Origin of the sequence: Sorangium sp. So ce321, assembly GCF_051530195.1 — a bacterium.
Taxonomy (GTDB): domain Bacteria; phylum Myxococcota_A; class Polyangia; order Polyangiales; family Polyangiaceae; genus Sorangium.
Genome location: NZ_CP150329.1, coordinates 7401304 through 7428159 on the forward strand (window position 1 = coordinate 7401304; position 26856 = coordinate 7428159).

Genomic DNA, 26856 nt, shown 5'->3' on the forward strand with positions numbered 1-26856 from the left:
GGGGGGATAGAGGCATGGGCACGGAACACGATCGAGAGCGCAAGGGAGCAGTCGCGGTGAACGGCCCGCCGGCGTCGACGCGGGGGAGGACCGATCGGCCGGGGTCCACGCAGGTCGTGCCGAGCATCGACATCGACGAGGAGGAGACGCGCTATCTGGCGCCGATCGGCCCGACAGAGCCCTCGGACGGGCGGACGCAGTCCTCGGAGCCGCACGCGCCCATGCCGGTGACGACCGAGGAGCTGCAGCGCCAGATCAGGGAGCTCGAGGCGCGGCTCAAGGGCATGCTCGCCGGGGGCCCAGCGCCGGAAGCGGGCAGCGCGGCGCCCGGCGGGCCCGAGACGGAGCGGAGCGCCCGCGAGGAGGGCGCCCCGGCCGCCTCCGCCAGCGAGCCGCCGCCGTCCGAGCCCGGGGCGGCGCAGGACGTCCTGTCGACCGACTTCTACCTGCGGCAGTGGGGCCGCGCCGGCCTGCGCAGCCGCTCGGAGGAGGTCGACGAGTTCGGCTTCGACCCCAAGTCCGAGGCCCGGTACAGGCCGCTCTTCGACTTCCTGTACAGGCACTACTTCAGGATCGATCTCGAGGGCATCGAGCACATCCCCGGCGAGGGCAGGTGCGTCGTCGTGTCCAACCACTCGGGCGGGCCCATTCCCTACGACGGGCTCATGCTGCGGGCCGCGGTGCGGCGGGAGCACCCGGCGCAGCGCGAGCTCCGCTGGCTGGCGGACGACTTCGTGTACTACCTGCCGTTCGCCGGCACGCTGATGAACCGGCTCGGGGCCGTGCGGGCCTGCCAGGAGAACGCCGAGCGGCTGCTCGCGAGCGAGCGGCTCATCGCGGTCTTCCCGGAGGGCGCGAAGGGCAGCGGGAAGCTCTACAAGGACCGCTACCAGCTCCAGCGGTTCGGCCGCGGCGGGTTCATCCGGCTCTGCCTGCGCACGCGCACGCCGCTCGTCCCCTGCGCCATCGTGGGCGCCGAGGAGACGAACCCGCTCCTCTACCGGGTCGAGCACCTCACGCGCGTGCTCGGCATCCCCTACCTGCCGATCACGCCGACGTTCCCCGCGCTCGGGCCGCTGGGCCTCGTGCCGGCGCCCACGAAGTGGAAGATCCGCCTGGCCGAGCCGGTGCGGTTCGACGCCTACGGCCCCGAGGCGGCGGACGACGAGCTCCTGGTGCGGCGCCTGGCGGAGCGGGTGCGCGCCACGATCCAGGGGCTCATCGACGACACCCTCGCCACCCGGAAGTCGGTCTGGTTCGGATGAAACGGGCGGCGCCGGCGGACCCTCCACGCATGACCGAGCACACGACGGAATCCGCGCCGCCCCGGAGGCCTGAGCGGGCGGCAGGCGGCGGGGCGCGGCCCGAGGGCGTGCTCGTGATCGACAAGCCGCGCGGCCCGACGAGCCACGACGTCGTCGCCCGGCTGCGGCGCGCCCTCGGCGTGAAGCGCATCGGGCACGCCGGGACGCTCGATCCGATGGCGTCCGGCGTCCTCGTGGTGCTCGTCGGCGAGGCCACCAAGCTCGCGCCCTACCTCACCGCGCAGGACAAGCGCTACACGGCGCGCGTGGCCCTCGGGGTGGGCACCGACACCCTCGACGCGGACGGGGAGGTCAGGGCGGCCGAGCCCCTGCCGGCGTGGCTCGACGCGGAGCTCGCCGCGCTCGCCGCGGCCAGCGGGCCCCCCGGGGATGCGGCGCTCGCCGCCCTCGCGCCGCGCATCGCGGCGGCGCTCGACGCGGAGCGGGCGCGCCGGGCCCAGACGCCGCCGGCGTACTCGGCCATCAAGGTCGCGGGGCAGCGCAGCTACGCCCTGGCGCGCGCCGGCCAGGCCGTGGAGCTGTCGGACCGGGTCGTCGAGGTCCGGTCGCTCGCGCTCGCGGGCGCCTCGCGCGGCGGCCCCGGCGCGCCGGCCGAGGGCGCGGCGCCCGCCACCCTCGAGCTCGAGCTCGACGTCAGCAAGGGCTACTACGTGCGCTCGCTGGCGCGCGACCTCGGCGCTCACCTCGACGTGCCCGCGCACCTGTCCGCGCTCCGCCGCACCGCGAGCGGCGCCTTCACGGTGGAGCAGGCGGTGCCCCTCGACGCCGGCGCCGAGGCGCTGCGCGCCGCGCTGCGCCCGCTCGCCGAGGCGGCGGCCTCCAGCCTCCCCGTCGCCCGCCTGACCGAGCACGGCGCGCGGCGCGCGCGGCTCGGACAGCCGCTCACCGAGGCCGACTTTTCAGCAGCTCCTGCGCAGCCTGGCGCCGCTGTATGGCTCGATCCGGACGGGCGCGTCGTGGCGCTGGGCGCCCCCGAGGTCGCCGACGACACCGCCTCCGAGAGCGCTTCCATGCCGCCTGCGGCCCGCTTTTCCGTCCTGCGTGGTTTTACCGCGGCCGCCGATGTCCGTGAAAATCCTGCTGGGTGACGGAAAAACCACACGAGACGGCAAATCCCTGGACTTCAGCAGATCCACGGAGCATGTCATTGACCGAGCTTGGCTTCACCGGTCGAGCCTGGGAATCCGCCCGCGGAAAGTTCGGCGAGAACGCGCGGATCCATGATCTCCTGAGATTTCGCGCCCCGGTCCGGTTGCGCTCCCCTCGCCTGTTCCGTTACGATTCGTCCGTTAGGAGCCTCGGTTTGAGTCCCGATCTCGTTCCATTGCCAGCGCTCGCCGCTGCAGTTCTCTCCGCTGTACTTGGCTCGCTGTTCGTCGGTGCCGACACCGCACTGACGACCTTGAGCGCCACCCGGCTCGGCGCGCTGATTGAGCAGTCGACGGGCCCCACGAAGGCCGCCTACGAGCGGATTCGTCAAGAAGACGCCAAGCTTCGCTCCCGTTACCTGCTCGGCTGGGTTGTGTCGACCAGCCTGACCGCCGCCTGCTTCGACCTCTTCTTCCGGCGGAGCGTCCCCGACGCTGCCCTGTATCTCGGGCTGGCGACGACCATCGTCGTGAGCGGCGCCCTCTACGAGGTCAGCTCCACGCTGGGCCGCAAGCACGCCGATCGCGCCGCGTCGATGGCGGTCCGCTTCCTGCGCCCCCTCGAGATCGCGATGCTGCCGCTCGCCGTACCGCTCGGCTGGATCGGCTCCAGGCTGGGGGCGAAGGACGGTGAGCAGCCGTCGGATCCCCGCGTCGCCGAGGCCGAGGTCGAGATCCTTGTCGATGAGGTCGAGCGCTCTGGCCTCTTCGGGCGAGAACCGGCGGAGATGATCCGGAATGTGCTCGAGTTCGCCGACCTCACGGCGCGCGACGTCATGGTGCCGCGGTCCAAGGTCGAGGCGATCGAGATCTCCACTCCCCTCGAGAAGGTGCTGGAGATCGTCACGGAGAGCGGGCACTCCCGGTATCCGGTCTACAAGGACCAGATCGACAACATCGCTGGTCTCCTCTACGCGAAGGACATGTTCAAGGTCCTCGAGGAGCGCCGGCTCAAGAACACGACGCTCCGGGAGATCACGCGCAGCCCTGCCAACTTCGTCGCTGAGTCGCAGCCGCTGTCGTCGCTGCTCCGGGAGATGAGGAGCCGGAGACAGCACCTCGCCATCGTGGTCGACGAGTTTGGTGGGATGTCGGGGATTGTCACCCTCGAGGACGTGCTCGAGGAGATCGTCGGCGATATCCGGGACGAGCACGACGAGACGGACGATGGGGCGGCGATCCAGGACCTCGGCGACGGGCGGCTGGTCGCCGACGCTGCCGTGTCGATGAGCGACCTCTCGGCTTACCTCGGCGCGGAGCTCGACCGGGAGGGAAAGTACGACTCGCTCGGCGGCATGCTCACCCAGCATGTGGGCAAGGTCCCCGAGGTGGGCACGGCCGTGAGCAAGTTCGGCCTGCGCTTCATCGTGCGGGACAGCGACGAGCGCCATATCGGCAAGGTGGAGATCGTCCGCCCCCGGGCCATGGGCGCCGGCGGCGCTGCCTGAGCTGCGGCGCCGACGGTGGCGGCGCGGGGGCGCGTCGCCCCTGGTTCGTCCTGGTCGCGCGCGGAGGCCTTGCCGAGCTGCTCGGCCCGAGGAGGGGCTGTCCGTCGCGCGGGGCAGGCACGGGCAGAACTCGCCTCTACCGTTGAGCGCGACACGGCGAGGGTCGCCCCTCTCGTTCTGATCGGCGGCGGCCGAGCGGCGTTCTCCCGCACAGGAGACGGGCCCAGATCGGCGTTTTCGGCGCGCAGGCACACTCCTGCGCGTCGAGCACCGAAAACGTCGAGGTGGGCCCGTATCCGAAGCGGGTGAACGCCGCTCAGCGGGCTAGGGAGATCTTGTGGAGCTCGTTCGCGAGATCGTCGCCCTCTTTGATGAGGCCGGGCGTCTCGCTGGTGGGGTCGTCCTTTTTGCCCTCGAGCAGCTGGCGGACGTCGATCAGCGCGCTGCGCAGCTTGAAGACGATCTGCTCGCTCGTGAAGGCAGCCACCGACTGAGGGTCGACCGGGAGCGCTTGCAGATCGCCCCCGGCGATGTCGCCCTTGGTCCAGCGCGTGGCCTCCTTGTCGGCCGGCTTCACGCCCTGCTGCGTGCGCTCGAGGCGGCTCACCGTGTACTTGGCCGGCCAGTCCTTGCCGAACGGGAACGGCGCCTTGTTGGGGACGAGCTCGGCCAGCGTCTTGTCGCCGTCGCGGCGGAAGACGACCGAGAAGTTCGCCAGCGGCTCCTCCTGCTCCTTCCACGACTTCTCGACAGGGCCCTGCGCCGCGGCGAGCAGGTTCTTGAGGCTGTCCTTGGTCTTGTTGAGGTCCTGGACCGATGTGGTGAAGCCGAGCAGCTGGCGCATCACCCGCCCGGGGAGGCTGCCGATCTGCTTGCCCTCCAGGTTGGTCGCGTCGAACGGGACGTTGATGGCACCGAGATCCGTCGTGAGCTGCGTGGGGAAGCTCTTCCGCGAGAGCTGCTCCGCCGCAGCGCCGAGCTTCTCGTTCAGCTCCTGCATCTTCTCGTTCGCAGCCCGCACGTCCTTCTCGAGCCCCGCAGCCCCCTCGACGGCGAGCTTGCCGCGGTCGCCGCGCTCCTTCGCGCCGCCTGCCGCGAAGCCGACGCCGATGCCGACGAGCGCAGCGAGGGCCGCGTAGAGCGCCGTCTTCTTCGAGGCCTTCCGGCGCTCTTGCTCGACCTCCTCGCCTACCTCGACCTTGATGGTCTGCGCGGCGGCCGTCGGCTTGGGCGGCGGCGTCTGGATCGCAGGACGCGCGGGCGCCGCGAACGGCGGCAGCGGGATGCCTGGAGAGATGCCGGGCGGGGGCGCAATGCCTCCCACGGAAGGCATCGGTGGACGCGCGCTCGGATGATGGGGCGAGGGCCCACCGCCCGGGATCGGGCTCCCGTCGGGAGGCGGCCCCGATCCGTGCTGCTGGCCGGGCACGGGGAGGGGGACGGCCGCTCCCGGTGCCCCGCCTATCGTCGTTTTGCCCAGCCGAGCCTTCAGATCGATTTTGCTCTTCTTCTTTTCTTCAGCCATCGGCTCCTCGGGGACGGGATCGCAGCACCACTCCGCCCAGAAAGTCCCAGCCCGCCCAAGGGAATCGACCCACCACGGCCCGATCCGGAGCTGCTCCTGCACGAGCGGCGACAGGAGACGACATGGGCCGGCGTCCAGCGGACCGATTCGGGGGCGGGCAGAAAAAGATCAGCAACACAACGGGAGCGTCGGGCGAGCGGACGACCCGCCGGGCACGTTAGCGGCGCGCCGCCTGGAATGTCAACGCGATGGCGATGGCAGCGCGGGATGTGTTTCGGCAGGGGATCGCGACGCCGTGCGGCCAGCGAGACCCGCGGTCGCGTCATGGTCGGGGTGTGAGCCCGCCCCCGGCCTTCGCGCAGGCCATCGCCGGCAGCATGGCCGTCCGCGGAGGGACCGGGTAGGAAGCAGGGGCTCATGGTCTGGTTCAAGTTCGGCGGAGGTCGGGATCGACCTCCGCCGCCTTCTTCATCCGGTTCATCCGGCGGGGGCCGCCAGGCGCCGCCCTCCGCTTCATCCACCAGGCAAGCCAACGGGGGTCGGCAGGCGCCGCCCGCTTCGTCCGGCGGGGGTCGGCGCGCGCCGCCCGCTGCTTCCGGCGGGGGTCGGCAGGCGCCGCCCCCGCGGCGACCATCGCTCCGGATGGAAACCCGTCGGGCGACGAGCTTTGATGGGACCGACATCGCGTACCACGTGACGCCGCCGCCGTTTCCGGGGGCGAAGACGGTCGTCCTGGTCAACGGCCTCGGCTGGCCGTACCTCGCCTGGCGGGCGCAGATCGAGTACCTCTCCGACCAGTACCGATTCATCACGTGGGATTACCGCGGGATGTACGGGTCGAAACGACCGTCGCCGGACGTCCCAGGCGCCTATGCGGTCGCGAACCACGTCCGCGACCTGGAGGCGATCCTCGCGGCCGAAGGGGTCCGCCACGGCGCGCTCATGGCCTGGAGCATGGGCGTCCAGGTCGCGCTGGAAGCGTTCCGCAGGCTCCCTGGGCTCGCCACGAACCTGGTCCTGCTGAACGGGACCTGCCGGCGGCCGCTGGAGACGATCGGGCCGCTGCCCGGCCTGGGACGGCTATTCCCACCGCTCGTGGAGCTCGCGGCACACGCTCACACGGCGGCACCAAGGATAACGCAACGCGTCGTCGGAAAGCCTGATGCCGTGCTCTGGATGAAGCGCATGGGGCTGCTCGGCAAGGCGCTCGACCCCGGGGTGCTCGCCGACCTCGCGCCGCCGTCCGGCCAGCTCGACATGGACGCGCTCTTCAGGAACCTGCGCGCGCTGAGCACCCACGACGTCGAGGCGGTGCTCGAGCAGATCGACGTCCCGACGCTGCTCATCACCGGCGACCGCGACACGTTCGCCCCCCGAACGCTGGCGCAGTCGATGGCGCGCCGCATCGCGATGGCCGAGATCCTCGTGGTCCGCGGCGGGACCCACTCCACCGCCGTCGAGTTCCCGGAGCTCGTCTCGCTCCGGATCGAGCGCTTCTTCGCGGATCACGGCTTCTAGCGCCGCCCGGCGGAGGCCCGGCGCCTGTGCGCCTGCCACCGGTGGCCGGACCTCCGCGCCGCTCCCCGGCGGGATCGCGCGGGCGGCGGGCTTCAGGAGCCGGCCGCCCGCGCGCGAGGGCTCACTTCCGCAGCAGATCCGCGAACGGGTTGTTGCGGAAGCCGCCGCCCGAGCTGCCCTGCCCCTGCCCCTTCCCTTGCTGCCCCTGCCCTTGCTGCCCCTGACCCGGCCGGCGGCCGTCGTTGCGATCGTTGCGGGGGCGTCCGTCGCCGCCCGCGGGGGGGCCGCCCGCCTGGGGACGCGCGCCGGCGGGGGCGCCGCCCTTCTTCGCGGTGAGCGAGATGCGCTTGCGCACGAGGTCGACCTCCAGCACGCGCACCTTGATCTTCTCGCCGACCTTCGCGACCTCGTTCGGATCCTTCACGAACCGGTCCGCGAGCTGCGAGACGTGCACGAGGCCGTCCTGGTGGACGCCGATGTCGACGAAGGCGCCGAACGCCGTCACGTTCGTCACCACGCCCTCGAGCTCCATGCCCGGCTTGAGATCCTCCATGGTGCGCACGTCGTCGCGGAACTTCGGCGGCTCGAAGGTGGCGCGCGGGTCGCGGCCGGGCTTCTTCAGCTCGCTCAGGATGTCGTTCAGCGTGAACGAGCCGACGTCGCCAGCCTCGTATTTCTTCGCATCGATCCGCGCGATCGCCGCCGTGTCGCCGATGAGCGACCCGACCGGCACGCCGAGATCCGCCGCGATGCGCTCGACGAGGCCGTAGCGCTCCGGGTGCACGGCGCTCGCGTCGAGCGGGTGCTCGCCCCCGCGGACGCGCAAGAAGCCCGCCGCCTGCTCGAACGTCCGCGGGCCGATGCCGGCCACGTCGAGCAGCCCCTTGCGGCTCTTGAACGCGCCGTTCAGGTCGCGGTGCGCGACGATCTTCTTCGCGAGGCTCGGGCCGACGCCGGCGACGCGGGCGAGCAGCGGGGCGCTCGCCGTGTTGAGCTCGACGCCGACGAGGTTCACGCAGCTCTCGATCACCTCGTCGAGCTTCCGCGCGAGCAGGCCCTGGTAGACGTCGTGCTGGTACTGGCCGACGCCGATGCTCTTCGGGTCGACCTTCACGAGCTCCGCGAGCGGATCCTGCAGCCGGCGGGCGATGCTGATCGCGCCGCGCACCGTGAGGTCGAGGTCGGGGAACTCCTCGCGCGCGACGTCGCTCGCCGAGTAAACGCTCGCGCCCGCCTCGCTCACCGGGACGCAGTACATCTCTTTCAGGCCCTCGGACGCGAGCACGTCCTTCACGAACGCCTCGGTCTCGCGGCCGTGCGTGCCGTTGCCCACCGCGACCGCGCGCAGCGGGTACTTGCGGCAGATGCGGCGCAGGTCCTGCCGCGCGCGCTCGAGGGCGTCGCTGCTCCCGACCAGGTAGATCGTCGTGTGCTCGAGGAGCTTGCCGGTCTCGTCGACGACGGCGCACTTGCAGCCGGTGCGCTGGCCCGGGTCGATGCCCAGCACCGCCTTCGTGCCGAACGGCGCGGCGAGCAGGAGCTCGCGGAGGTTCTGGGCGAAGACCTCGACCGCGGCGCGATCGGCCTGCATCTTGAGGTCGACGCGCACGTCGCTCTGCACCGCCGGGAGCAGGAGCCGCTTCACGGCGTCCTCCGCGGCCTTCGTGAGCTCGCCGGCCCACGGCGACTTCGGCTTCAGCCCCACCGCCGCGTGGATCGGGGGGACGAGCGGCTCGGACGCGAGCTCGATCGCGGCGCGGAGCACGCCCTCGGCCTCGCCGCGGCGGATCGCGAGGTAGCGGTGCGACGGGATGTTCGCGACGGGCTCCTCGAAGCTCGCGTACATGTCGAACTTCGTCTGCTTGCCCTCGTGCTCCTCGTTCTTCTGGACCTTGATGACGCCTTCCTTGGCGTAGGCCTCGCGGACGAGCTTGCGCACGTCGGCGTGCTCGGCGATGCGCTCGGCGCAGATATCGCGCGCGCCGGCGAGGGCGGCCGCCGCGTCGGGGACCTCCTTCTCGGCGCTGACGAAGGCGCGGGCCTCCTCCTCGGGGCTGCCGTCCTCCGGCTGCGACCAGACGCGATCCGCGAGCGGCTCGAGGCCGCGCTCCTTCGCGATGATCGCCCGCGTGCGGCGCTTCGGCTTGAACGGGAGGTAGAGGTCCTCGAGCTCGGCCTTGGTGCGGCAGGCGCGGATCTTCGAGGCGAGCGCGTCGGTGAGCTTGCCCTGCTTCTGGATCTCGCCGAGCACCGTGGCGCGGCGCTCCTCGAGCTCGAGGATGTAGGCGCGGCGCTCCTCGATCGCGCGGATCTGCACCTCGTCGAGCCCGCCGGTCGCCTCCTTGCGGTAGCGGGCGATGAACGGCACCGTCGCCCCCTCGGCGAGCAGCTTCGCCACCGCCGAGACCCCGTGGCGCGGGAGGCTCAGCTCCTCGGCGAGGAGCGGGACCGGATCAAACGAGCTGTCCGGGCGGCCGGGGACAGCGACAGGGCTCTGCGTCTCACTCATGCGCGCGGCATACGCGCAGGGTGCACGCGCGTCCAGGCTTGACTTGCGTGCAGCCTCAGCCTGACGCCGCGATCAAGGCGCCGTCGCGCAGCACGGCCCGCGCGCGCGGCGCGCCCCAGGGCTGCACGATCGCGTTCTCGTGCGGCAGGTCCCAGACGACGAGATCGGCGCGGAGCCCCGGCCGCACGGCGCCGCACACGCCGCCGAGGCCGAGCGCGCGCGCCGCCTCGCGCGTCGCGCCCAGGACCGCCTCGGCGACCGTGAGCCCGTAGAGCCGCACCGCGAGCGCGAGCGCGAGCGGCAGGCTCTCGGTCGGCGCCGTCCCGGGGTTCGCGTCGCTGCCCACGATCAGCGGGACGCCGGCGGCCCGGAGCGCGGCGACGGGCGGCGGCTCCTGCCGGAGCGTGAAGCTCGCCACGGGCAGGAGCGCGGCGGCGACGCCGGCCCGGGCGAGCGCCGCGATGCCCTCGGGCGCGACGTGCTCGAGGTGGTCGGCCGACGCCGCGCCGAGCGCGGCCGCGAGCTCGGCGCCGCCCACGTCCGCGAACTGCCCGACGTGCACGCGCACGCCGAGCCCGAGCGCGCGCGCCCGCTCGAGCACCGGCCGCGCCTCGTCCACGGAGAACGCGCCCCGGTCGATGTACGCGTCGACGTAGCGCGCGAGGCCGGCCGCGGCGATCGCGGGCAGCCAGGAGCGCGCGACGGCCCCGGCGTACGCCGCGCGGTCGCCGCCGGCCTCCGGGGGCAGCGCGTGCAGCGCGAGGTACGTCGGCACGACGCGGGGCAGGCGCGCGTCCCTCCCCGCCTCCGCGACCGCCTCGAGCTGCTTGCGCTCCGCGGCCTCGTCGAGGCCGTAGCCGCTCTTCGCCTCGACGGCGGTGACGCCCAGCGCGGCCATGCGGCGGAGGCGGGCGCGGAGCGCGCCCGCGAGCTCGTCGGTCGTCGCGGCGCGCACCGCGCGCATGCTCGCGACGATGCCGCCGCCGGCGGCTGCGATCGCCTCGTAGTCGCCCCCGGCCATGCGGACCGCGTACTCGGCGTCGCGCGAGCCCACCCAGGGCGCGTGCGTGTGGCAGTCGACGAGCCCCGGCGTGACGACCCCCGCGGCCTCGATCGCGACCTCGAGATCCGAGCCGGGCCGCAGGATCTCTTCCCTGCGCCCGACCGCCTCGATCGCGCCGCCCCGCACGACGATCGCCGCTCCCTCGACGACCCCGAGCGGGTCGGCGGCCGAGGCGCGGGACGGGTCGCACGTGACGAGCCGGCGCGCGGCGACGACGAAGGGACGGTCGGGGTCCTCCGCGAGCGCGGCCCCCGGCGGCGCGGTCACGTCGCCGCCCCCGCCGCGAGCGCGGCGCGCGCCCGCTCGATCTCCGCGAGCACCTCCCGCGACGCGGGCCCGCCGACGACCTCGGCGAGCGCCGCCGGCGAGGAGACCGGCCGCGGCGGGCACGCGCGGCGCACCCGGAGGCAGCGCGCGGCCGCCTCGACGCAGCGCTCGCGGAAGCGCGGCTCGCGCTCGGCCTTGCGCACGAGGGCCTCGTGCGCGCGGTCCTGCGCTTCCTCGTCCTTGCAGATGAGCAGCGCGTCGCAGCCCGCCGAGATCGCGGCGGCGGCGGCCTCCTCGACGGGGTGGTGCGCCGCGATGGCGGCCATCTCGAGGTCGTCCGAGAAGAGCACCCCCTCGAAGCCGATCTCGTCGCGCAGGAGGCCGGTGCAGATGGCGCGGGAGAGCGTCGCCGGGACGCCGGGATCGAGCGCCTCGACGACGATGTGCGCCGTCATCAGCGACGCGACGCCGGCGCGGGAGGCGGCGCGGAACGGCGGCAGCTCGATCTCGTCGAGGCGTCCGCGGCCGTGGGCGATGGTCGGGAGCGCGAGGTGGCTGTCGAGCGCCGTGTCGCCGTGCCCCGGGAAGTGCTTGCCGCAGGCGAGCACGCGCTCCTCCTGGAGCCCCTCCAGGAACGCGACGGCGCCCTCGGCGGCCGTGCGGGGATCGCGGCCGAACGCGCGGTCGCCGATGATCGGGTTCGCCGGGTTCGAGTCGACGTCGAGCACCGGAGCGAAGTTCAGGTTGATGCCGAGGGCCCGCAGCTCGGACGCGACCGCGCGCGCCGCGCGGCGCAGCAGCGCGAGATCCCGGAGCTCGCCGAGCGAGCGCATCGGCGGCAGCGTCAGGAACGGCGCGGGCAGGCGCGTCACGCGGCCGCCTTCCTGGTCGATGCCGATGAAGGGCGGCCGCTCGGGGTCGCCCGCGGCGGCGAGCGCCTGGCAGAGCCGCGCCGTGGAGGCCACGTCGGGGACGTTGCGCCGGAAGAGGATCGCGCCGCCCCGCCGCCCCTCGGCGAGCGCCCGGAGGTACCGGGCAGGCGGCTCCGCGCCGCCGAAGCCGCCCACGATGAGCTGACCACACAGGATCTCGAGCTCCAGATCGAGCTGCATCGTCCACCACCTCTCGCGCGGCGCGGGCGAGCTGCCGGCCGCGGGACCCGTTCGTGAGCGACTCGTAGACGACCTGGGCCGGCGAGGCCACTTCTCGGAGCGCGCCGGAGCGCCGGAGCGCCGCGCTGCGTCGCCGGCTCGATCAGAACCGGATCGCGATCTTCCCGAAGTGGCTGCCGCTCGCCATGTGATCGAGCGCCTGGCGGATCTCGGCGAAGGGGAACACGCGGTCGATCACCGGGCGGAGCCCGCTCGCCGCGATCGCGCGGTTCATGTCCTCGAACATCGCCCGCGAGCCCACGAAGATGCCCTGCGCGCTGATCTGCTTCATCAGGAAGGGGAACAGGTTGAGCTCCGTCGCGCCGCCCGAGAGCACGCCGATGAGGCTCACGCGCCCGCCGGGCCGCACCGCGCGGAGCGAGCGGGCGATCGTGCCCGCGCCGCCCACCTCGATGACGTGCTCCACCCCCGCGCCGCCGGTGAACGAGAGCGCGGGCCGGTCCCAGTCGGGCGTCGTGCGGTAGTTGATGGTCTCCGACGCCCCGAGCGACCGCGCCCGCTCGAGCTTCTCGTCGCTGCTCGACGTGACGATGACGCGGGCGCCCGCGAGCCGGGCGAACTGCAGCGCGAAGATCGAGACGCCGCCCGTGCCCTGCACGAGCACCGTCTCGCCCGCCTTGAGGTGGCTCGCCGCGAAGAGCGCGTTCCAGGCGGTCACCGCGGCGCACGGCAGCGCCGCGGCCTCCTCGTCGGTGAGGTGCGGCGGGACCGCGACGACCCCCTCCTGGCTGAGGAGCACCTGCTCGGAGAGCACGCCCGGCAGCTCACCGCCGAGCGCCGCCCTCGTCTTGGCGGCGGTCAGCTCCCCGTCGAGCCAGCGCTGGTGGAAGGTCGGGCTCACGCGATCGCCGACCTTCACCCGCGTCACCCCCTCCCCCACGCCGATCACCTCGCCGACCCCGTCCGAGAGCGGGACGAGCGGCAGCGAGAACTTCGGGTTGTAGAGGCCCTTCACGACGAGCAGATCGCGGAAGTTCAGCGACGCGGCCTTCATCCTGAGGACGATCTGCCCGGGCCCCGGCTTCGGATCGGGGAGATCGATCGGGCGGAGCGCGTCGAGGCCGAACGAACCCTGAACAGCGAACGCTTTCATGCAGACCCTCCTTGAGCAGACGTGCGCTATCTCATGCGGGGTGGACCCGGTCAACGCGCCGCGCGCCGTGCGTCGCGCAGCGCCTGAGAGGCGAGCCAGAGGCCGGCCGCCATCACGAGCGCGGTCCCGAGCAGCTGGCGCGCCGAGGGGATCTCGCCCAGCCAGGCGGCGGCGAGCACGTGCGACAGGACGACCCCGACGTACCCGATCGCGCCGATGCGCGCCGCGCTGTCGAGCGCGTAAGCGCGCGTCATCGCGAGCTGCGCGAGGCCGCCGGCGAGGCCCGTCCCGATCAGCAGGACGAAGCCGACGGCGTCGGGCGTCCGCCAGACCGGGATCGACAGCGCGATCATCGCGGCGCTCGCCACGAGCGAGAAGTGCAGCGCGATCGACTCGGGGCTCGCGCGCGTCCCGCCGGCGCCGATCCGGCGCAGCCAGATCATGGCGAACGCCGAGAAGACGGCGCCGAGCGTGGCGATGAGCGCGATCTCGCCCGCGATCGCGAGCTTCGGCGCGGCGACCAGCGCGACGCCCGCGAAGGCGAGCACGGTCGCGAGCCAGAGGCGCGGGCTGCTCCGCTCGCCGAGCATCCGCGGCGCGAGGATCGCGACGAAGATCGGGCTCGTCGCGCCGAGCGTGACCGCGTCGCCGAGCGCGATCTGCGGCGTGCCCAGCGTGTAGAAGCCGCAGAGCATCGCGCCGGTGCCGCAGAGCGAGCGCGCCCACGTGAGGCGCCGGTCGCTGCGGCCCATGGAGAGCGGCGCACGGCGGACGAACGCGACGCCGAGCGCGGTGGCCGCGCCCACCAGCGTGCGCGACGCCGCCACCTCGGGCCACGGGGCGTGCTCCGACGAGACCCGCACGAGGACGTTCATCACGGCGAAGAGCGCCTGGGCCAGGATCATCCACAGGACGCCCGCGGTCGGGTGCGACGCGCGGCCCTCGTGCTCGGCGGCGAGGACGATCGCGGAGGCCCCGGCCGGGTGCGCGGCGACCGCGCCCTGTGACGACGATGACGTGCTCACGTGGCGCATCGCTTACCACCTCGGCGCCGCGCACGCCGCAGCGCGCCGGCGAGGAGGCGGCGCTCCCGGGTGCGCGCGCGACACCGAGGCGCTACCGTCGCGGCGATGCGCGCGATCCAACGAGGCACACGGGGAAGGACAGGAGCCAATAACGACGTGCGGAGGCGCTGGCCCGGGGCGCCGTGGCTCGGGCTCATCGCCGCGGGCGTCCTCGCGCTAGGGTGCGGCGCGAGCGCCGGAAAGGAGCCGGCGGAGGGGCCGCCGGGCGCCTTGGGCTCCGAGGGCGCGGCGGAGGAGCGCGATGGCGCGCGCGCCCCGGAGGGCGAGGCCAGAGACGAGGAGCCCGGAGGCGGCGAGGCGCAGGCCGCCGCGGGGCCGTCCGCGCCGGGCAAGCTGATGACGCGCGCGGAGGCAGGGCGGTACGTGCTCGCGCTCGTGAACCGCGACAGGGCGGCGCACAAGCTGCCGCCCGTCCGGTGGGACGAGACCGCGGCGCGCGCGGGGCGGCGGCACACCGAGGACATGGTGCGCGTCGGCTTCACGGGCCACTGGGGCAGCGACGGCTCGGTCCCGGAGGAGCGCTACACGGCGGCGGGCGGCGACGGGTTCCCGATGGAGAACGCCGGCTGCTTCGCCGACGCGATCCCGCGCGAGCTCGAGCCGGAGCCGCGCTTCTCGGCGGAGAGCCTCGAGCGGGTGCACCACGCGTTCATGAACGAGAAACCCCCGGCCGACGGGCACCGGCGCAACGTGCTCACAGCGTCGCACACCTCGCTCGGGGTCGGCCTGGCCAAGGCGAAGGGGCTCGACATCGCGTGCATGGCGCAGGAGTTCGTCGACGACTACGGGAAGTACCAGCCGCTCCCCGGGCGGGCGCGGGTCGGCGAGGTGGTCCGGGTGAGCGGCGAGCTCAGGGCGCCGGCGAAGATCGCGGGCGTCGGGATCTCGCGGGTCGACCCGGCCAGGCCGATCGCGCCGGAGAAGCTGCTCAAGATGGGCGGGTACCCGATCCCGCCCCCCTACGCGACCTTCTTCCCGAAGGGCTTCAAGACGCCTATTCCTCTGGAGGTGAGCGGCAATCGATTCGACATCCAGGTCCCGCTGGACGACGGCAAGCGGCCCGGCCGCTACGGCGTCAGCGTCTGGGCGACGTTCCCCCCCTCGAACGAGCTCAAGATGGTCTCGCTCCGCGTCGTCGACGTGGGCGGCAAGGGAGGGGCGCGGTGAGCCACAGCCGCCCTCCTGCGTCGTCCGAGGATCTCGACGCCGTCAAGGTGCTCGATCACCTGGTCCGCCGCGCTGTCTCGATGGGCGCGAGCGACATCCACGTCGAGCCGAAGCGCGACACCATCCGCGTGCGGTACCGCGTCGACGGCGTGATGGTGGCGCAGGGGCAGATCCCGATCAACATCGGGCCGTCGCTCGCCTCGCGCGTGAAGGTGCTCGCGCGGATGGACATGACCGAGCGGCGGCTGCCGCAGGACGGCCAGTTCAGCCTGGAGCTGCACGGCCATCCGCTCATCCACCTGCGCGCCTCGACGTTCCCCGCGATCCACGGCGAGACGGTCGTGCTGCGCGTGCTGCTCAGCCACCAGCTGATCGCGCTCGAGAAGCTCGGGCTGCCCGAGGAAGACGTGCCGCGGGTCGAGCGGCTCGCGGACCGCCCGTCGGGGCTCATCGTCGTGTGCGGGCCGACAGGGTCGGGGAAGACGTCGACGCTCTACTCGCTGCTCAAGGTCATGAAGACCGGCGAGCTCAGCATCGTGACGCTGGAAGATCCCATCGAGGTCGAGTTCGCGGACATCACGCAGGGGCAGACCAACCCGAGGCAGGGCTTCACCTTCGCGACCGGCCTGCGCGCGATCCTGCGGCAGGACCCGGACGTGATCATGGTGGGCGAGATGCGCGACCCCGAGACGGCGCAGATCGCGCTGCAGGCGAGCCTCACGGGGCACCTCGTGCTGTCGACGCTGCACACCTCGGATGCTGTCGACACGGTCGCGCGCCTCGTGGACCTCGGCGCCGAGTCGTGGATCGTGGCGAACGCCCTGCTCGCGGTCATCGCGCAGCGGCTCGTGCGGAAGCTCTGCGACGAGTGCGCCGAGACGTACGAGGTCGAGAGCGACGTGACGGGCGAGGAGGACAAGGTCCTCATCGAGAAGGGCACCGAGCTGAAGCGCGCCGTCGGGTGCCCGACGTGCCACCTGACGGGCTACCGCGGCCGGATCGGGCTGTTCGAGATGCTCGAGCTCGACGACGACCTGCGGGATCTCGTGAAGGCCCGGGCGGGGAAGCGCGCGTACCGGGACGCCGCGCGCAAGGTGGGGCTCGTTCCGCTCCGCGAGGCCGGGCTCACCCGGGTGAAGGAGGGCGTCACGTCCCTCGACGAGGTGCTCCGCGTGACGTGATGCGCCGTGGTGCGCCGCGGCGTGGACGCCGCGGCGCCGGTCAGGTCGCCTGCGAGGTGCCGTCGTCGACCGCGTTGGCGGCGATGACGCCCTTGTACCAGAGCGCGCTGTCCTTCGGCGTGCGCTTCTGCGTCTCGTAGTCCACCCAGACGATGCCGAACCGCTGGGAGTAGCCGCGGTCCCACTCGTAGTTGTCCATCAGCGACCACACGAAGTAGCCGGCGAGCGGCGCGCCCGCATCCATCGCGCGCCGCGCCGCGATGAAGTGGTCGCGCAGGAACTGGAGCCGCCGCTGATCCGGGATGCGCCCGCTCTTGTCGGGCCCTTCCGAGTACGCCGCGCCGTTCTCCGTCACGTAGAGCTTCGGCACCCCGTACTCCACGTGCAGGCGGATGAGCAGCCGACGCAGGCCTTCCGGGTACACCTCCCACTCCATCTCGGTCTGCTCGGATGCAGGCGCGACGTGCTCCGTCCGCGGCAGGTTCTGCTCCTCGGGCACCGCCTTGCTCCGCAAGACCGCCCGGGAGTAGTAGTTGAGACCGAGGAAGTCGCACTGCGTGGCGATGATGTCGAGATCGCCGGGCTTGCAGACGGTCAGCCCCTCCGGCGGGAGGTAGCCCAGCGCGATGTAGTCCGCGATCATGTCCGCCGGGTAGTGCCGGCCGTACAGCGGATCGAGGAACCACCGGGTGAAATACCCGTCGTAGTGGCGGGCCGCGTCGTAGTCCGCGGCGCTCGGCGACGCGGGCATCGCGTAGTTCGAGTTCAGCGTGATGCCGACCTCGGCGCCGGGGCTGTTCCCGCGCACCACGGGCACCGCGAGCCCGTGCGAGAGCAGCAGGTGGTGGCTCACCGCCAGCGCCTTGCTGAAGTCGCGCATGCCCGGCGCGTGGATCCCCTTCTCGTAGCTGAGGAACGCGGTGCACCACGGCTCGTTGTGCGTGATCCACTTCTTCACGCGATCGCCGAGCTTCCGGGTCACCACGTCGGTGAACTCCACGAACGCGTCCGCCGTGGAGCGATGCTGCCAGCCCCCGACCTCGTCCTGGAGCACCTGCGGCAGATCCCAGTGGAAGAGCGTCGCGTACGGCTCGATCCCAGCCTCGAGCAGCCCGTCCACCAGCCGGCTGTAGAAGTCGAGCCCCTTCTGGTTCACCGCGCCCCGACCGTTCGGGAGGATGCGCGGCCACGCGAGCGAGAACCTGTAGGCCATCATGCCCAGGCTCTTCATCAGCGCGATGTCTTCAGGCCACCGGTGGTAGTGGTCGCACGCGACGTCGCCGTTGGTCCCGTCGGTGATCTGACCGGGCGTCTTCGCGAAGCGATCCCAGATCGACTCGCTGCGGCCGTCCTCGCTCGTGGCGCCCTCGATCTGATAGGAGGACGTCGCCACACCCCAAACGAACTTGTCGGGAAATCTCAGAGCCGGCATGTTGCTTCGTGGTTCTCCTCAGATGGGCGCGGCCCCGACGGGGGCAGGAACCTGCCGCTCGTAGTGCGGGGACGGCGCGACCGAGCCGGGCGAGTAGAGGTGGCAGCGGACCCAGTGCCCCGAGCCGATGTCGATGGCCCCGGGCATCTGCTCGCGGCACGTGTTCATCACGCTCGGGCAGCGATCGGCGAACGGGCAGCCCGGCGGCGGGTTGATGAGCTTCGGCGCACCGGAGCGGGCCGGGAGCTCGCCGCGGATCGAGCCGTTCGGATCCGGCACCGCCGAGAGCAGGAGCTTCGTGTACGGGTGCGCCGGCTGCTGCATCAGCTCCTCGCTGGGCGCGCCCTCCACGATGTGGCCGGCGTACATCACCATCGTGCGATCGGCGACGTAGCGCGCGCTCGCGATGTCGTGCGTGATGTAGAGGTACGAGATGCCGCGCTCTTCCTTGAGGCGCTCCATCAGGTTGAGGACGCCCATGCGGATCGAGACGTCGAGCATCGAGATCGGCTCGTCCGCGAGGATCACGGTGGGATCCACCGCGAGCGCGCGCGCGATCGCCACGCGCTGCCGCTGGCCGCCCGAGAGCTGGTACGGGAACTTGGCCGCGACCTCCGCCGGGGGGGTGAGATCGACCGTCTTGAGCAGCTCGTGCACCTTCTCCCGGAGGATCGCGGCGTTCGGCGCCTTGTTGTGGAGCAGCAGCGGCCGCTCCAGGTGGTAGCCGATCGTGTGCACCGGGTTCAGCGAGCCGAACGGATCCTGGAAGATCATCTGCACCTGCCCGCGGTACGCGAGCGAGGCGCGGTTCGGCTCCTCCTTCAGCACGTCGCGACCCTTGAACAGGATCTGCCCGCTGCTCGGCGGCATCAGCCGCGCGATCGTGCTCTTGCCGCTGCCCGACTCCCCGACCAGCGCGATGACCTCGCGCTCGGCGAGCGAGAACGAAGCGTCGTGCAGCGCCCGGAGCTGCTGCGCGCGGAGCCCGCCGCCCACAGGGAAGAACTTGGCGAGGCGCACCACGTCGAGGACAGGCGAGACATGAGGTTGCGTCATCGTCATGGTCAGTAGAGGTGGCAGGCGCCGCGATGCTCGGGCGCGATTTCACGGAGGAGCGGCAGCTCGTGCTGGCAGGTCGCGAACGCCTGGGGGCACCGGGGGTGGAAGCGGCAGCCGGACGGCGGGCTGCGCATGTCGGGCGGCGAGCCCGGGATGCCCTGCAGCCTGCGGCGGGGCCCCCGGACCGAGGGGAACGACCCGAGGAGCCCCTGCGTGTACGGGTGCTTCGGATCGCTGAACAGGTCCTTGGCGCGGGCGGTCTCCGCGAGCTTGCCCGCGTAGAGGATCGCGATGCGCGTCGAGAACTCGGCGATCAGCGAGAGATCGTGCGTGATGAAGAGGATCGAGAAGCCCAGCCGCTCCTTGAGCTCGGCGATCTGCTGCAGGATCTCCCGCTGCACGACGACGTCGAGCGCCGTCGTGGGCTCGTCCATGATGAGGAACGGCGGCTTGAGCGCCATGGCGATCGCGATCACGACGCGCTGGCGCATGCCGCCCGACAGCTGGTGCGGGTAGCTGCTCAGGCGCGACGAGTCGATGTTCACGAGCTTGAGCAGCGCGGCCGCGCGCTCCATCGCCTGCGCGTTCGTCACCCCGTCGTGCGCGATGATCGGGTCGGCGATCTGCTCGCCGATCGTCAGCACCGGGTTGAGCGCGGTCATCGCGCTCTGGAACACCAGCGCCATCTTCCGCCAGCGGAACGCGCGGAGCTGCTCCTCGTTCATGGCCAGGATGTCCTGCCCGGCGAAGTACACGTGCCCGCCCGTGATGACCGCAGGCGCGCGCAGCAGCCGCATGATGGCCATCGCCACCGTCGACTTGCCGCTCCCCGACTCGCCCGCGAGGCCGAGCACCTCACCCGGGGCGATGTCGAAGGAGACGTTGTCGACCGCGCATACCGGACCGGTCGGGGTCATGAACTCGACCCGGAGATCCTGAACTGAGAGAAGCGGACTAGGCGCCATGAGTCCTCACTACCGGCGTTGACTGACCAACCGCGACGTTGCGGCTCTTGAGCATACGCAACCAGGCCCCCTCCGAGCGGAGCCGCGGATTCGAGATCTCGTCGATCGCATAGTTGATCAGCGTGAGCGCGAACCCGACGAGCGCGACGCACACGCCGGTGGGCACGATCGTCCACCAGGCGCCCGTGAGGAGCGCGGCGTTGTTGCTCGCCCAGTAGAGGTTCGTCCCCCAGGTCACGGCGCTCAGGTCGCCGAGCCCGAGGAACTCGAGGCCGACCTGCGCGCCGATCGCGTAGATGGTCGCGCCGATGAAGCCGGACATGAGGAGCGACGTCATGTTCGGCAGGATCTCGCGGAAGATGATGCGCGCGCTGCCCTCGCCGCTGACGAGGGACGCGGCCACGAAGTCCTTGTCGCGCAGCGCGAGCACCTGCGACCGGAGCACGCGCGCGTTCCACGCCCACCCCGTGAGCACGAGGACGAACAGGATCGTCATCGGCCCCGCGGGCAGGTAGGCCGCGATGACGACGGCCATCGGCAGGCCCGGGATGATCAGGAAGACGTTCGTGAGCAGCGACAGCACGCTGTCGATCCAGCCGCCGAAGTAACCGCCGGCCATGCCGATCACCGCGCCGATCGCCATCACGGCGAAGCCCGTGGCGAAGCCCACGGCCAGCGAGGTCCGCGCGCCGACGATCGTCTGCGCGAGCACGTCCTGCCCCTGTCCCGTCGTGCCGAAGAGGTGCTCGGCCGAGGGCGCCTCGTGCGGCATCCCCACGAACGCGTGCGGGTCCTGACCGACGAACGTGGGGCCGAGCACCGAGAGGAGGAGGAAGAAGAGCACGATGAGCATGCCCACCACCGCCTTACGGTTCGAGAGGAGGCGGAGGATCCACCCCGCGGCGCGGGGCGCACTGCCCCCACTATTGCTTTGTTGCGCAGCCATCGCTTCTCCTGGACCCGGCCCTCAGCGCCCGCGGGCGCGAGGATCAAGAAACACGTAGATGACGTCGACCAGGAAGTTCGCGCCCAGCACGGCCAGCGTGATGGTGAGGAAGATCCCCTGCATGAGCGGGTAGTCCTGGTTACGAACAGCCTGGATGAGCAAGTAGCCCTGACCCGGGTACGAGAAGACGATCTCGGTGAGCAGCGACCCGGCGAGCACGAACCCGAGCGCCATGCCGAAGCCGGTGATGTTGGGCAGGAGCGCGTTCCGCGCGGCGTAGCTGAACATGACCCGCCACCGGGAGAGCCCCTTGGCCTGGGCCATCGTGATGTACTCCTCGGACAGCACGGTGACCATCGCGCTGCGCATGCCGAGCATCCAGCCACCGATGGTGGCGATGACGATCGACAGGGCGGGCAAGACCATGTGCGACAGCACGCTCCCGATGAACTCGATGCTCAACTCGGGCGAGAGGGTGTCGCTGTAGGCATGGCGCAGCGGGAAAGCCCCGAGGACGAACCCGAGGATGTAGAGCGCCACCATCGCGAGCCAGAAGTACGGGAACGCGCCCATGAACATGAGGACGGGCGGCATGATCGAGTCGAGCAAGCCGCCGCGCTTCCATGTCGCGATGATCCCGAGCAGCGTCCCCAGCCCGAAGCTGACGATCACCGCGCCGCCCGACAGGAGCAGCGTCCAGCCGAGCCCTGTCGCGATGACGTCGGTCACCTTTGCAGGGAAGTGAGCGACCGACGTGCCGAGATCGCCCGTCAACGTGTGGCTCAGGTACGTGATGTACTGCTTGGGGAGCGGTTCACCCGTGAACCCAAACGCCTTTCGCAGCGCGTCGATCGCCTCCGGCTGGAGCTGACCGCGGAAGCGCGCGAACATCGCCGAGGCGGGGTCGCCCGGCATCGCTCGCGGAATGAGGAAGTTCAGGGTGAGCGACGCCCACGCCGCGATGAAGTACAAGCCCAGCTGTCGCAGAAGGTAACGCACAGAAGCTCTCTCTTCTAACCTGCTCTCCGGATCAGGTCACGCCCAACTTCACTTCGGCTTGAGCTCGGTGAGGACGAGCAGGTACTCGGGCGGGTTGTTTGGTGACAGCTTCGCGTACGGGTTCTCCTTGCTCGGGAACCCGGTGAAGCGGCGGGTGCTGTACTCGCCCCACGACGGCCCAGGGAACAGCGGGACCGAGGGCGCCGTCTCGGAGAAGATCTCCTGGAGCTGCTCGAGCAGCTTCTTCTGCTCAGCCTGCTCCGTCGCGGCCTCGAACTGCTCGAACAGGGCGTCCGCCTGCTTGGCACCGAAGCGGTGCCAGTTGCGCGACGACGCCTCCCCGACCGGCTTCACGGTCGCGGTGCCGAGGAGGTCGCGGTAGAAGTTGTACGGCGTCGGCTCCTCGTTCGACCAGCCCATCGACAGGTCGAAGGTGCCCTTCTGGAGCGCCTCGAAGAACGCGCTGAAGTCGTACGTCTTCAGCGTGGCCTCCACGCCGATCTGCTTCACCTGCTGCGTGACGATCTGCGCCGCGCGCACCCAGTCGGACCAGCCCGTGACGACGTTGATGTCGAAGCGCAGCGGCTTGCCGTCCTTCGCGCGGATGCCGTCCGCGCCCTTCGCGTAGCCCGCCTCGTCGAGGATCTGGTTCGCCTTGGCCACGTCGAACTTCACCCAGTCGCCGCCCTCGACGACCTTCTGGCTGCGCCAGCGCTCGTGCGCGTCGCTGAGCGCCGTCGCGTCCGACGGCCGCGTGTAGTTGTTCATGGCGACCTTGACGATCTGCTCGCGGTCGAGCGACATGCTGATCGCCTTGCGCACCCGCACGTCGTCGAGCGGCTTCTTCGACGTGTTCGTGTAGACGAACACCGTGCTGCCGACGAGCGGGAACCAGTAGTGGTGATTCGTGGGGTCCTTGCCGACGTAGACCTTCTCGATCTCCGGGACGAAGTTGCCTGCCCAGTCGACCTCACCATTCAGGAGCGCCAGGTTCGCCTGGTCGTTACCAGGGTAAGCGGGGAAACGAAGTCCCTTGATCGCGGGCTTGCCCTGCTGCCAGTAGCTCGGGTTCCGGCCGAGCTCGTAGATCTGGTTCTGGAAGGTCTTCACCTCGGTGAAGGGCCCCGTCGCGACCGGGTTCTCGTTCGTGAACGTGACCGGATCCGACACGTCCTTCCACTTGTGCTCCGGCACGATGGGCTGGTGCCCGAGGAACACGAGCCCAGGAACGTACGGCCGCGTCAGCGTGAACTCGACCGCGGAGTCGCTCTTGGCCTCAACCGCGGTCAGCCACTTCCAGACGCCCTGGAGGTCGAGGGCGGCGTGCTTCTTCAGGAGCCCGAAGGTGAAGGCGACGTCCTTCGCCGTGAAGGGCTGGCCGTCGGACCACTTCACGCCCGGACGCGTCGTGAAGGTGAGCGTCTTGTTCCCGTTGCTCCACTCGTACTTCGACGCGAGCCACGGGGTGAACTCGCCCTTCATCGTGTTGTAGACGAGGAGCGGCTCGTAGATGCCAGCGACGGTTGGCCAGCGAACGTTGCCTGGTGCCAGCAGAGGATTGAAGTTGCGCACCCACGACGCTTGCTGCTCGATCGAGACGGTGAGGAACGTATCAGCCGCGGGGTTCTTGCCCGGAACGATCGGGGTGGCGCCCTGGCCCTTCGGCGGCTCCTGCTTGACCTCGGATTTCCCGCAACCCGCTGACGCGCCGACCGAAAGAAGCAACGCCGACAGAACGAACGTTCGACGCGGCAAGAACCGGTTCCTCATGAGAATGCTCCTCGCGGGGGCCCCATGGGCACACCTGCGCGCCCACCGTCCCTCTCCCACTTCATTGATCTTCCTGGGAGCCGCCACGCGGCAGAGCGGCCCGCCGGAGTTTCGACGCGCGCAACGCAGCGCACCATACCGGCATCCAGACGTCGGCACTGTAGCCGTCTTCTCACATCAGTGTCAACGGGGATTCGAGGTCGATACCAAGTTCTCACGCCGCTCACTCAGGCGCGTTTTCAGCGGAGATGTCGTGGCGCGTCATGCCTCGCAACAGCGAGTCCATCTCATCTCGTCATCGCGCGTCATGGTTGGGACCATCAGCCCCGACACTCGCACTGTTATTTTCTTCGGTCACAGCAAGAAAGAGAGCGTGTCTATGACGCGGCGTTCAGGTCCGGCCGGGGAACGTCTATAACAGAGACCCGCGAGCGGTGACAAGACCAGAAATTTCCATTTCGCACCGGCCGCTCTCGAGCATGCGTCCCCCTCGAGGGGCGTGGCCCGGACATGCCCCGTGCAGGTGGCGGAGATCGCATCCGGAAGGCGCGGCGCGAAGGGCTCAGGCGCGAATCGCGGGCTGACGACTGGGCGCCTGGCCGGTGGCCCCCGCCGCCGGCGGCGGTGAGTACCACGTTCCGGGGGAGCTTCCATTTGATGTCTTCGCCGTTTCGCGCGGCGGCGGAAGCGGCCAGGCGGGCCGGAGGCGCGCGTCACTGGAGCGGGGGCGCGGCCACGGACACAGGCAGCTCGGCGTCGAAGAGCTCGTCCGCCGCGCCGTTGTCGATGAACACGCTGTCCTTGTCCGGCGCGAGCGCCGACGAGCCCTGCACGACCAGCCCGAAGAGGTTGTCCGAAGCGCGAACCCTGGAGAGGCGACCCGAGCTCCCGTCGTAGAGGATCCCCGCCCGCGCGCAGCCGGCCACGCGCACCTCCGCGAGGGTGGCAGTGGACCCGTCGAGCGCCAGGACACCATCGGCGACGAGCGCCTCACGCCGCGCGCCCGCCCCGGCCCCGCTGTCGCCGGTCACCCCGTCGATGACCGTCGAGGAGATGTCCGCGTCGGCGCCGAACAGCGCCACGCCGGCCGTGCGGCTCGCCAGGACGAGGGACGAGGCGAGCCGGAGCTCGTAGCGCGCGGCCGCGACGCCGATGCCGGCGCCGTCCGAGGTGCCCTGGATGAGGTCACCTGTCATCTCGACCCTGCCGCCCGGGATCTCCGCGCCGGCGAGGACGCCGACGGAGCGGTTGCCGCTGACGAGGTTGCCCGCGAGCACCGCGCTGGCGCCCCGGTGGATGACGATCCCCTGCCCCGCCGGCGCGCGGCCGTCCGGCGCGACATGCCCCTCGACGAGGTTGCCAGTCACCGTCGCCTCGGACCCGAGATACCCCACCGACAGGCCGCTCCCCTCGTTGTCGCGGATCGCGTTCGACGCGAGCGTCGCGCGGCCCTCCATCACGATGACCCCGGCGCCGTCCCCCCAGCCCTCGGCGAGGGTGCCCTCGATGAGGTTGCCCTCGGCGACGAGCTCGGCGGGCAGGTCGCCCACGTGCACGCCGGTCCCGCGGTTCTGCACGATCGCGCTGTCGTGGAGGCGCATCGCCGCGCCGCGGGCGACGGCGACGCCGAAGCCCCCGAGCCGGGACTCCGGCTCGGCCGCCACCGTGCCCATCACGAGGCTCCGCGCCATCGTCGCCGCGGCGCCCTCGCCGATGACGGCGACGCCGAGCTCCGCGTTGCCGAGGATCGCGCTCGCGTCGATCGCGACGCGCGATCGCGCCGTCGCGTACACGCCGACGCCGTAGCTCAGATCGTGGAGCCCGGCGCGCGTCCCCTCGACGAGCACGCCGGAGAGCGTCGCCGAGGCGCCCGTCACCGCGAAGATCCCCGACAGATGGTTGCCGACGACGGCCGTGTCCTCGATCGACGCCTCGGCGCCGTCGACAGCGACGATCCCCTGACCGTCTCGGATGTACTCCGACGGCAGCGTCCCCTCGACGAGGCTGCCCACCACGGCCGCCGTGGCGCCCGCCTGGTGCGCCGCCACGCCCGCCGCGTGGTTGCCCGTGACGGCGCTCTCCTTCACGGTCAGCGCGCCGCCGGCCTGCGCGAGGGCGCCCATGCCGCCGCCCTCCTCGCCGGAGCGCGTCCCCTCGATCCAGCTCTGCGCCACGGAGAGCCGCGCGCCGTCGCTCGCCAGGACGCCGACGTGGGTTGCGCCCTTGAGGTGGACGCGCTCGAGCGCCACCGCGCTCGCGCCCATCGCCACGACGCCGGCGCCGTCCCCGCCGATCTCGACGCCCCGGAGCGTCACCTCCCCTGCGTCGAGCACGGCCACGATCGCAGGGGGACGGCTGAGCGGGCTCACCCCGCGGATCCGCACGCGCGAGGCGCACCGTCCGACGATCGCGAGCGGCCTCGTGACGACGAGCGGCTCTTCATAGGTGCCCTCCGCGAGCGCGATCGTCCCGCCCTCGACGGCGAGCTCCAGCGCCGCCGCGAGCGTCGTGACGGGCCGCTCCTCGGAGCCGTCGCTGTCCGCGCCGGAGTAGCTCGGGTCCACATAGAGGTTCCCGGGCGCGCGCGCGATGTTCCCCCAGCGCCCCGCCCCGCAGCCGCCGGGGCCGTCGACGGGCACGCACCCCGCTTCGGGGGTGGCGAACGTGCCAGTCGGGCACTTCGCCATGGCCGGCCTGCACAGCCCGTCGTCGCCCGCGAGCTCCCTGGCGCAGCGCGGGATACCGACGGGGATGCAGCCCTCATCGAACTTCGGGATCGTCCCCGGAGGGCATCTGGCCATCGAGGGGTGGCAGAGATCGTCGTCCTCCACGAACAGGTCGGCGCACCCCTGGATGCCCACCGGCATGCACGCGCCGCCGGGGCCGAGCGCGTGCCCGCGCGGGCAGCGCAGCGGGACGCGCTCGCCTTCGAGCGTCGCGTCGGCGCCGAGCACGGGATCGCTGCACGCCGCGGCGAGCAGCGACAGGAGAGCGATGCAGACGGCCAGCCAAGATGAACCCGGACGCGTCGCGCCGAGGCGCATGCGATACCCTCCTCAGAAAGCGCGCCGCCTCGAGCCGCGCGTGGCGTTGGCTCCCGGCCCCCCGGGCGGACAACCCCACCAGCGCTCCCGCGACGGCGCGGAGACCGCGCGTGTCCTGTGTGAACCGGCGCTTCAAGCAC

The 26856-nt window shown here is 71.6% G+C and carries 19 protein-coding genes; 6 read left to right on the top strand and 13 right to left on the bottom strand.

Annotated elements, in window-relative coordinates; all coding sequences use genetic code 11:
- Positions 1–14 precede the first annotated feature (14 nt).
- Genes WME89_RS27175 through WME89_RS27185 form a run of 3 tightly spaced genes read left to right on the top strand, consistent with a single transcriptional unit; the run spans position 15 to position 3921 of the window.
- Complete coding sequence (locus WME89_RS27175; RefSeq protein ID WP_438002625.1) at positions 15–1265, top strand: 1-acyl-sn-glycerol-3-phosphate acyltransferase; 1251 nt, start codon at positions 15–17, stop codon at positions 1263–1265.
- A gap of 29 nt (positions 1266–1294) precedes the next feature.
- Complete coding sequence (locus WME89_RS27180; RefSeq protein WP_438002626.1) at positions 1295–2413, top strand: tRNA pseudouridine synthase B; 1119 nt, start codon at positions 1295–1297, stop codon at positions 2411–2413.
- A gap of 53 nt (positions 2414–2466) precedes the next feature.
- The gene (locus WME89_RS27185) at positions 2467–3921 is read left to right on the top strand and encodes a hemolysin family protein (protein ID WP_438002627.1); all 1455 of its coding nucleotides are present in this window, start codon (positions 2467–2469) and stop codon (positions 3919–3921) included.
- A 316-nt stretch (positions 3922–4237) separates the two neighbouring features.
- On the opposite strand, the gene WME89_RS27190 is transcribed toward WME89_RS27185, so the two are convergent.
- Positions 4238–5254 carry a formin gene (locus tag WME89_RS27190; protein WP_438002628.1) on the bottom strand — a complete coding sequence of 339 codons (1017 nt, stop codon included), beginning with the start codon at positions 5252–5254 and terminating at the stop codon, positions 4238–4240.
- Positions 5255–6088: 834 nt separating this feature from the next.
- Here WME89_RS27190 and WME89_RS27195 point away from each other — a divergent pair.
- A complete protein-coding gene (locus WME89_RS27195) occupies positions 6089–6964 on the top strand; it encodes an alpha/beta fold hydrolase (RefSeq protein ID WP_438002629.1) in 876 nt (291 codons plus the stop codon).
- Positions 6965–7085: 121 nt separating this feature from the next.
- On the opposite strand, the gene WME89_RS27200 is transcribed toward WME89_RS27195, so the two are convergent.
- From WME89_RS27200 to WME89_RS27220, 5 genes are all read right to left on the bottom strand, one after another.
- Positions 7086–9473 carry a Tex family protein gene (locus WME89_RS27200; protein WP_438002630.1) on the bottom strand — a complete coding sequence of 796 codons (2388 nt, stop codon included), beginning with the start codon at positions 9471–9473 and terminating at the stop codon, positions 7086–7088.
- A gap of 55 nt (positions 9474–9528) precedes the next feature.
- Entirely contained in the window at positions 9529–10803 is a 1275-nt protein-coding gene (gene hutI, locus WME89_RS27205; protein WP_438002631.1) for an imidazolonepropionase, read from the bottom strand.
- Positions 10800–11915, bottom strand: coding sequence for a beta-N-acetylhexosaminidase (nagZ, locus tag WME89_RS27210; protein ID WP_438002632.1), 1116 nt, complete (start codon positions 11913–11915; stop codon positions 10800–10802). The genes hutI and nagZ overlap by 4 nt, the downstream gene beginning before the upstream one ends.
- A 142-nt stretch (positions 11916–12057) precedes the next feature.
- Complete coding sequence (locus tag WME89_RS27215; RefSeq protein ID WP_438002633.1) at positions 12058–13068, bottom strand: zinc-dependent alcohol dehydrogenase family protein; 1011 nt, start codon at positions 13066–13068, stop codon at positions 12058–12060.
- A gap of 50 nt (positions 13069–13118) precedes the next feature.
- A complete protein-coding gene (locus WME89_RS27220) occupies positions 13119–14102 on the bottom strand; it encodes a DMT family transporter (protein WP_438002634.1) in 984 nt (327 codons plus the stop codon).
- Positions 14103–14249: 147 nt separating this feature from the next.
- On the opposite strand from WME89_RS27220, the gene WME89_RS27225 reads away from it, so the two are divergent.
- Together WME89_RS27225 and WME89_RS27230 are read left to right on the top strand one after the other, a co-directional pair.
- Entirely contained in the window at positions 14250–15320 is a 1071-nt protein-coding gene (locus WME89_RS27225; protein ID WP_438002635.1) for a CAP domain-containing protein, read from the top strand.
- Positions 15317–16501, top strand: coding sequence for a GspE/PulE family protein (locus WME89_RS27230; RefSeq protein WP_438002636.1), 1185 nt, complete (start codon positions 15317–15319; stop codon positions 16499–16501). Before WME89_RS27225 ends, WME89_RS27230 begins: the two co-directional genes overlap by 4 nt.
- Before the next feature lie 40 nt (positions 16502–16541).
- Here WME89_RS27230 and WME89_RS27235 read toward each other — a convergent pair whose 3' ends face one another.
- The 7 genes from WME89_RS27235 to WME89_RS27265 all read right to left on the bottom strand — a co-directional run bounded on the left by WME89_RS27235 (position 16542) and on the right by WME89_RS27265 (position 26716).
- Positions 16542–17933: a GH1 family beta-glucosidase gene (locus WME89_RS27235; protein ID WP_438002637.1), complete on the bottom strand. Its 1392-nt coding sequence runs from the start codon at positions 17931–17933 to the stop codon at positions 16542–16544.
- 18 nt (positions 17934–17951) lie between these two features.
- Entirely contained in the window at positions 17952–18995 is a 1044-nt protein-coding gene (locus WME89_RS27240; RefSeq protein ID WP_438002638.1) for an ABC transporter ATP-binding protein, read from the bottom strand.
- A gap of 2 nt (positions 18996–18997) precedes the next feature.
- Positions 18998–19909, bottom strand: a complete 912-nt coding sequence (locus tag WME89_RS27245; protein ID WP_437663141.1) for an ABC transporter ATP-binding protein — start codon at positions 19907–19909, stop codon at positions 18998–19000.
- 37 nt (positions 19910–19946) lie between these two features.
- Positions 19947–20903: an ABC transporter permease gene (locus WME89_RS27250; RefSeq protein ID WP_438002639.1), complete on the bottom strand. Its 957-nt coding sequence runs from the start codon at positions 20901–20903 to the stop codon at positions 19947–19949.
- A 21-nt stretch (positions 20904–20924) separates the two neighbouring features.
- Positions 20925–21902, bottom strand: a complete 978-nt coding sequence (locus WME89_RS27255; protein WP_437617532.1) for an ABC transporter permease — start codon at positions 21900–21902, stop codon at positions 20925–20927.
- A gap of 48 nt (positions 21903–21950) precedes the next feature.
- Entirely contained in the window at positions 21951–23672 is a 1722-nt protein-coding gene (locus WME89_RS27260; protein WP_438002640.1) for an ABC transporter substrate-binding protein, read from the bottom strand.
- 713 nt (positions 23673–24385) lie between these two features.
- A complete protein-coding gene (locus WME89_RS27265; protein WP_438002641.1) occupies positions 24386–26716 on the bottom strand; it encodes a right-handed parallel beta-helix repeat-containing protein in 2331 nt (776 codons plus the stop codon).
- Positions 26717–26856 lie beyond the last annotated feature (140 nt).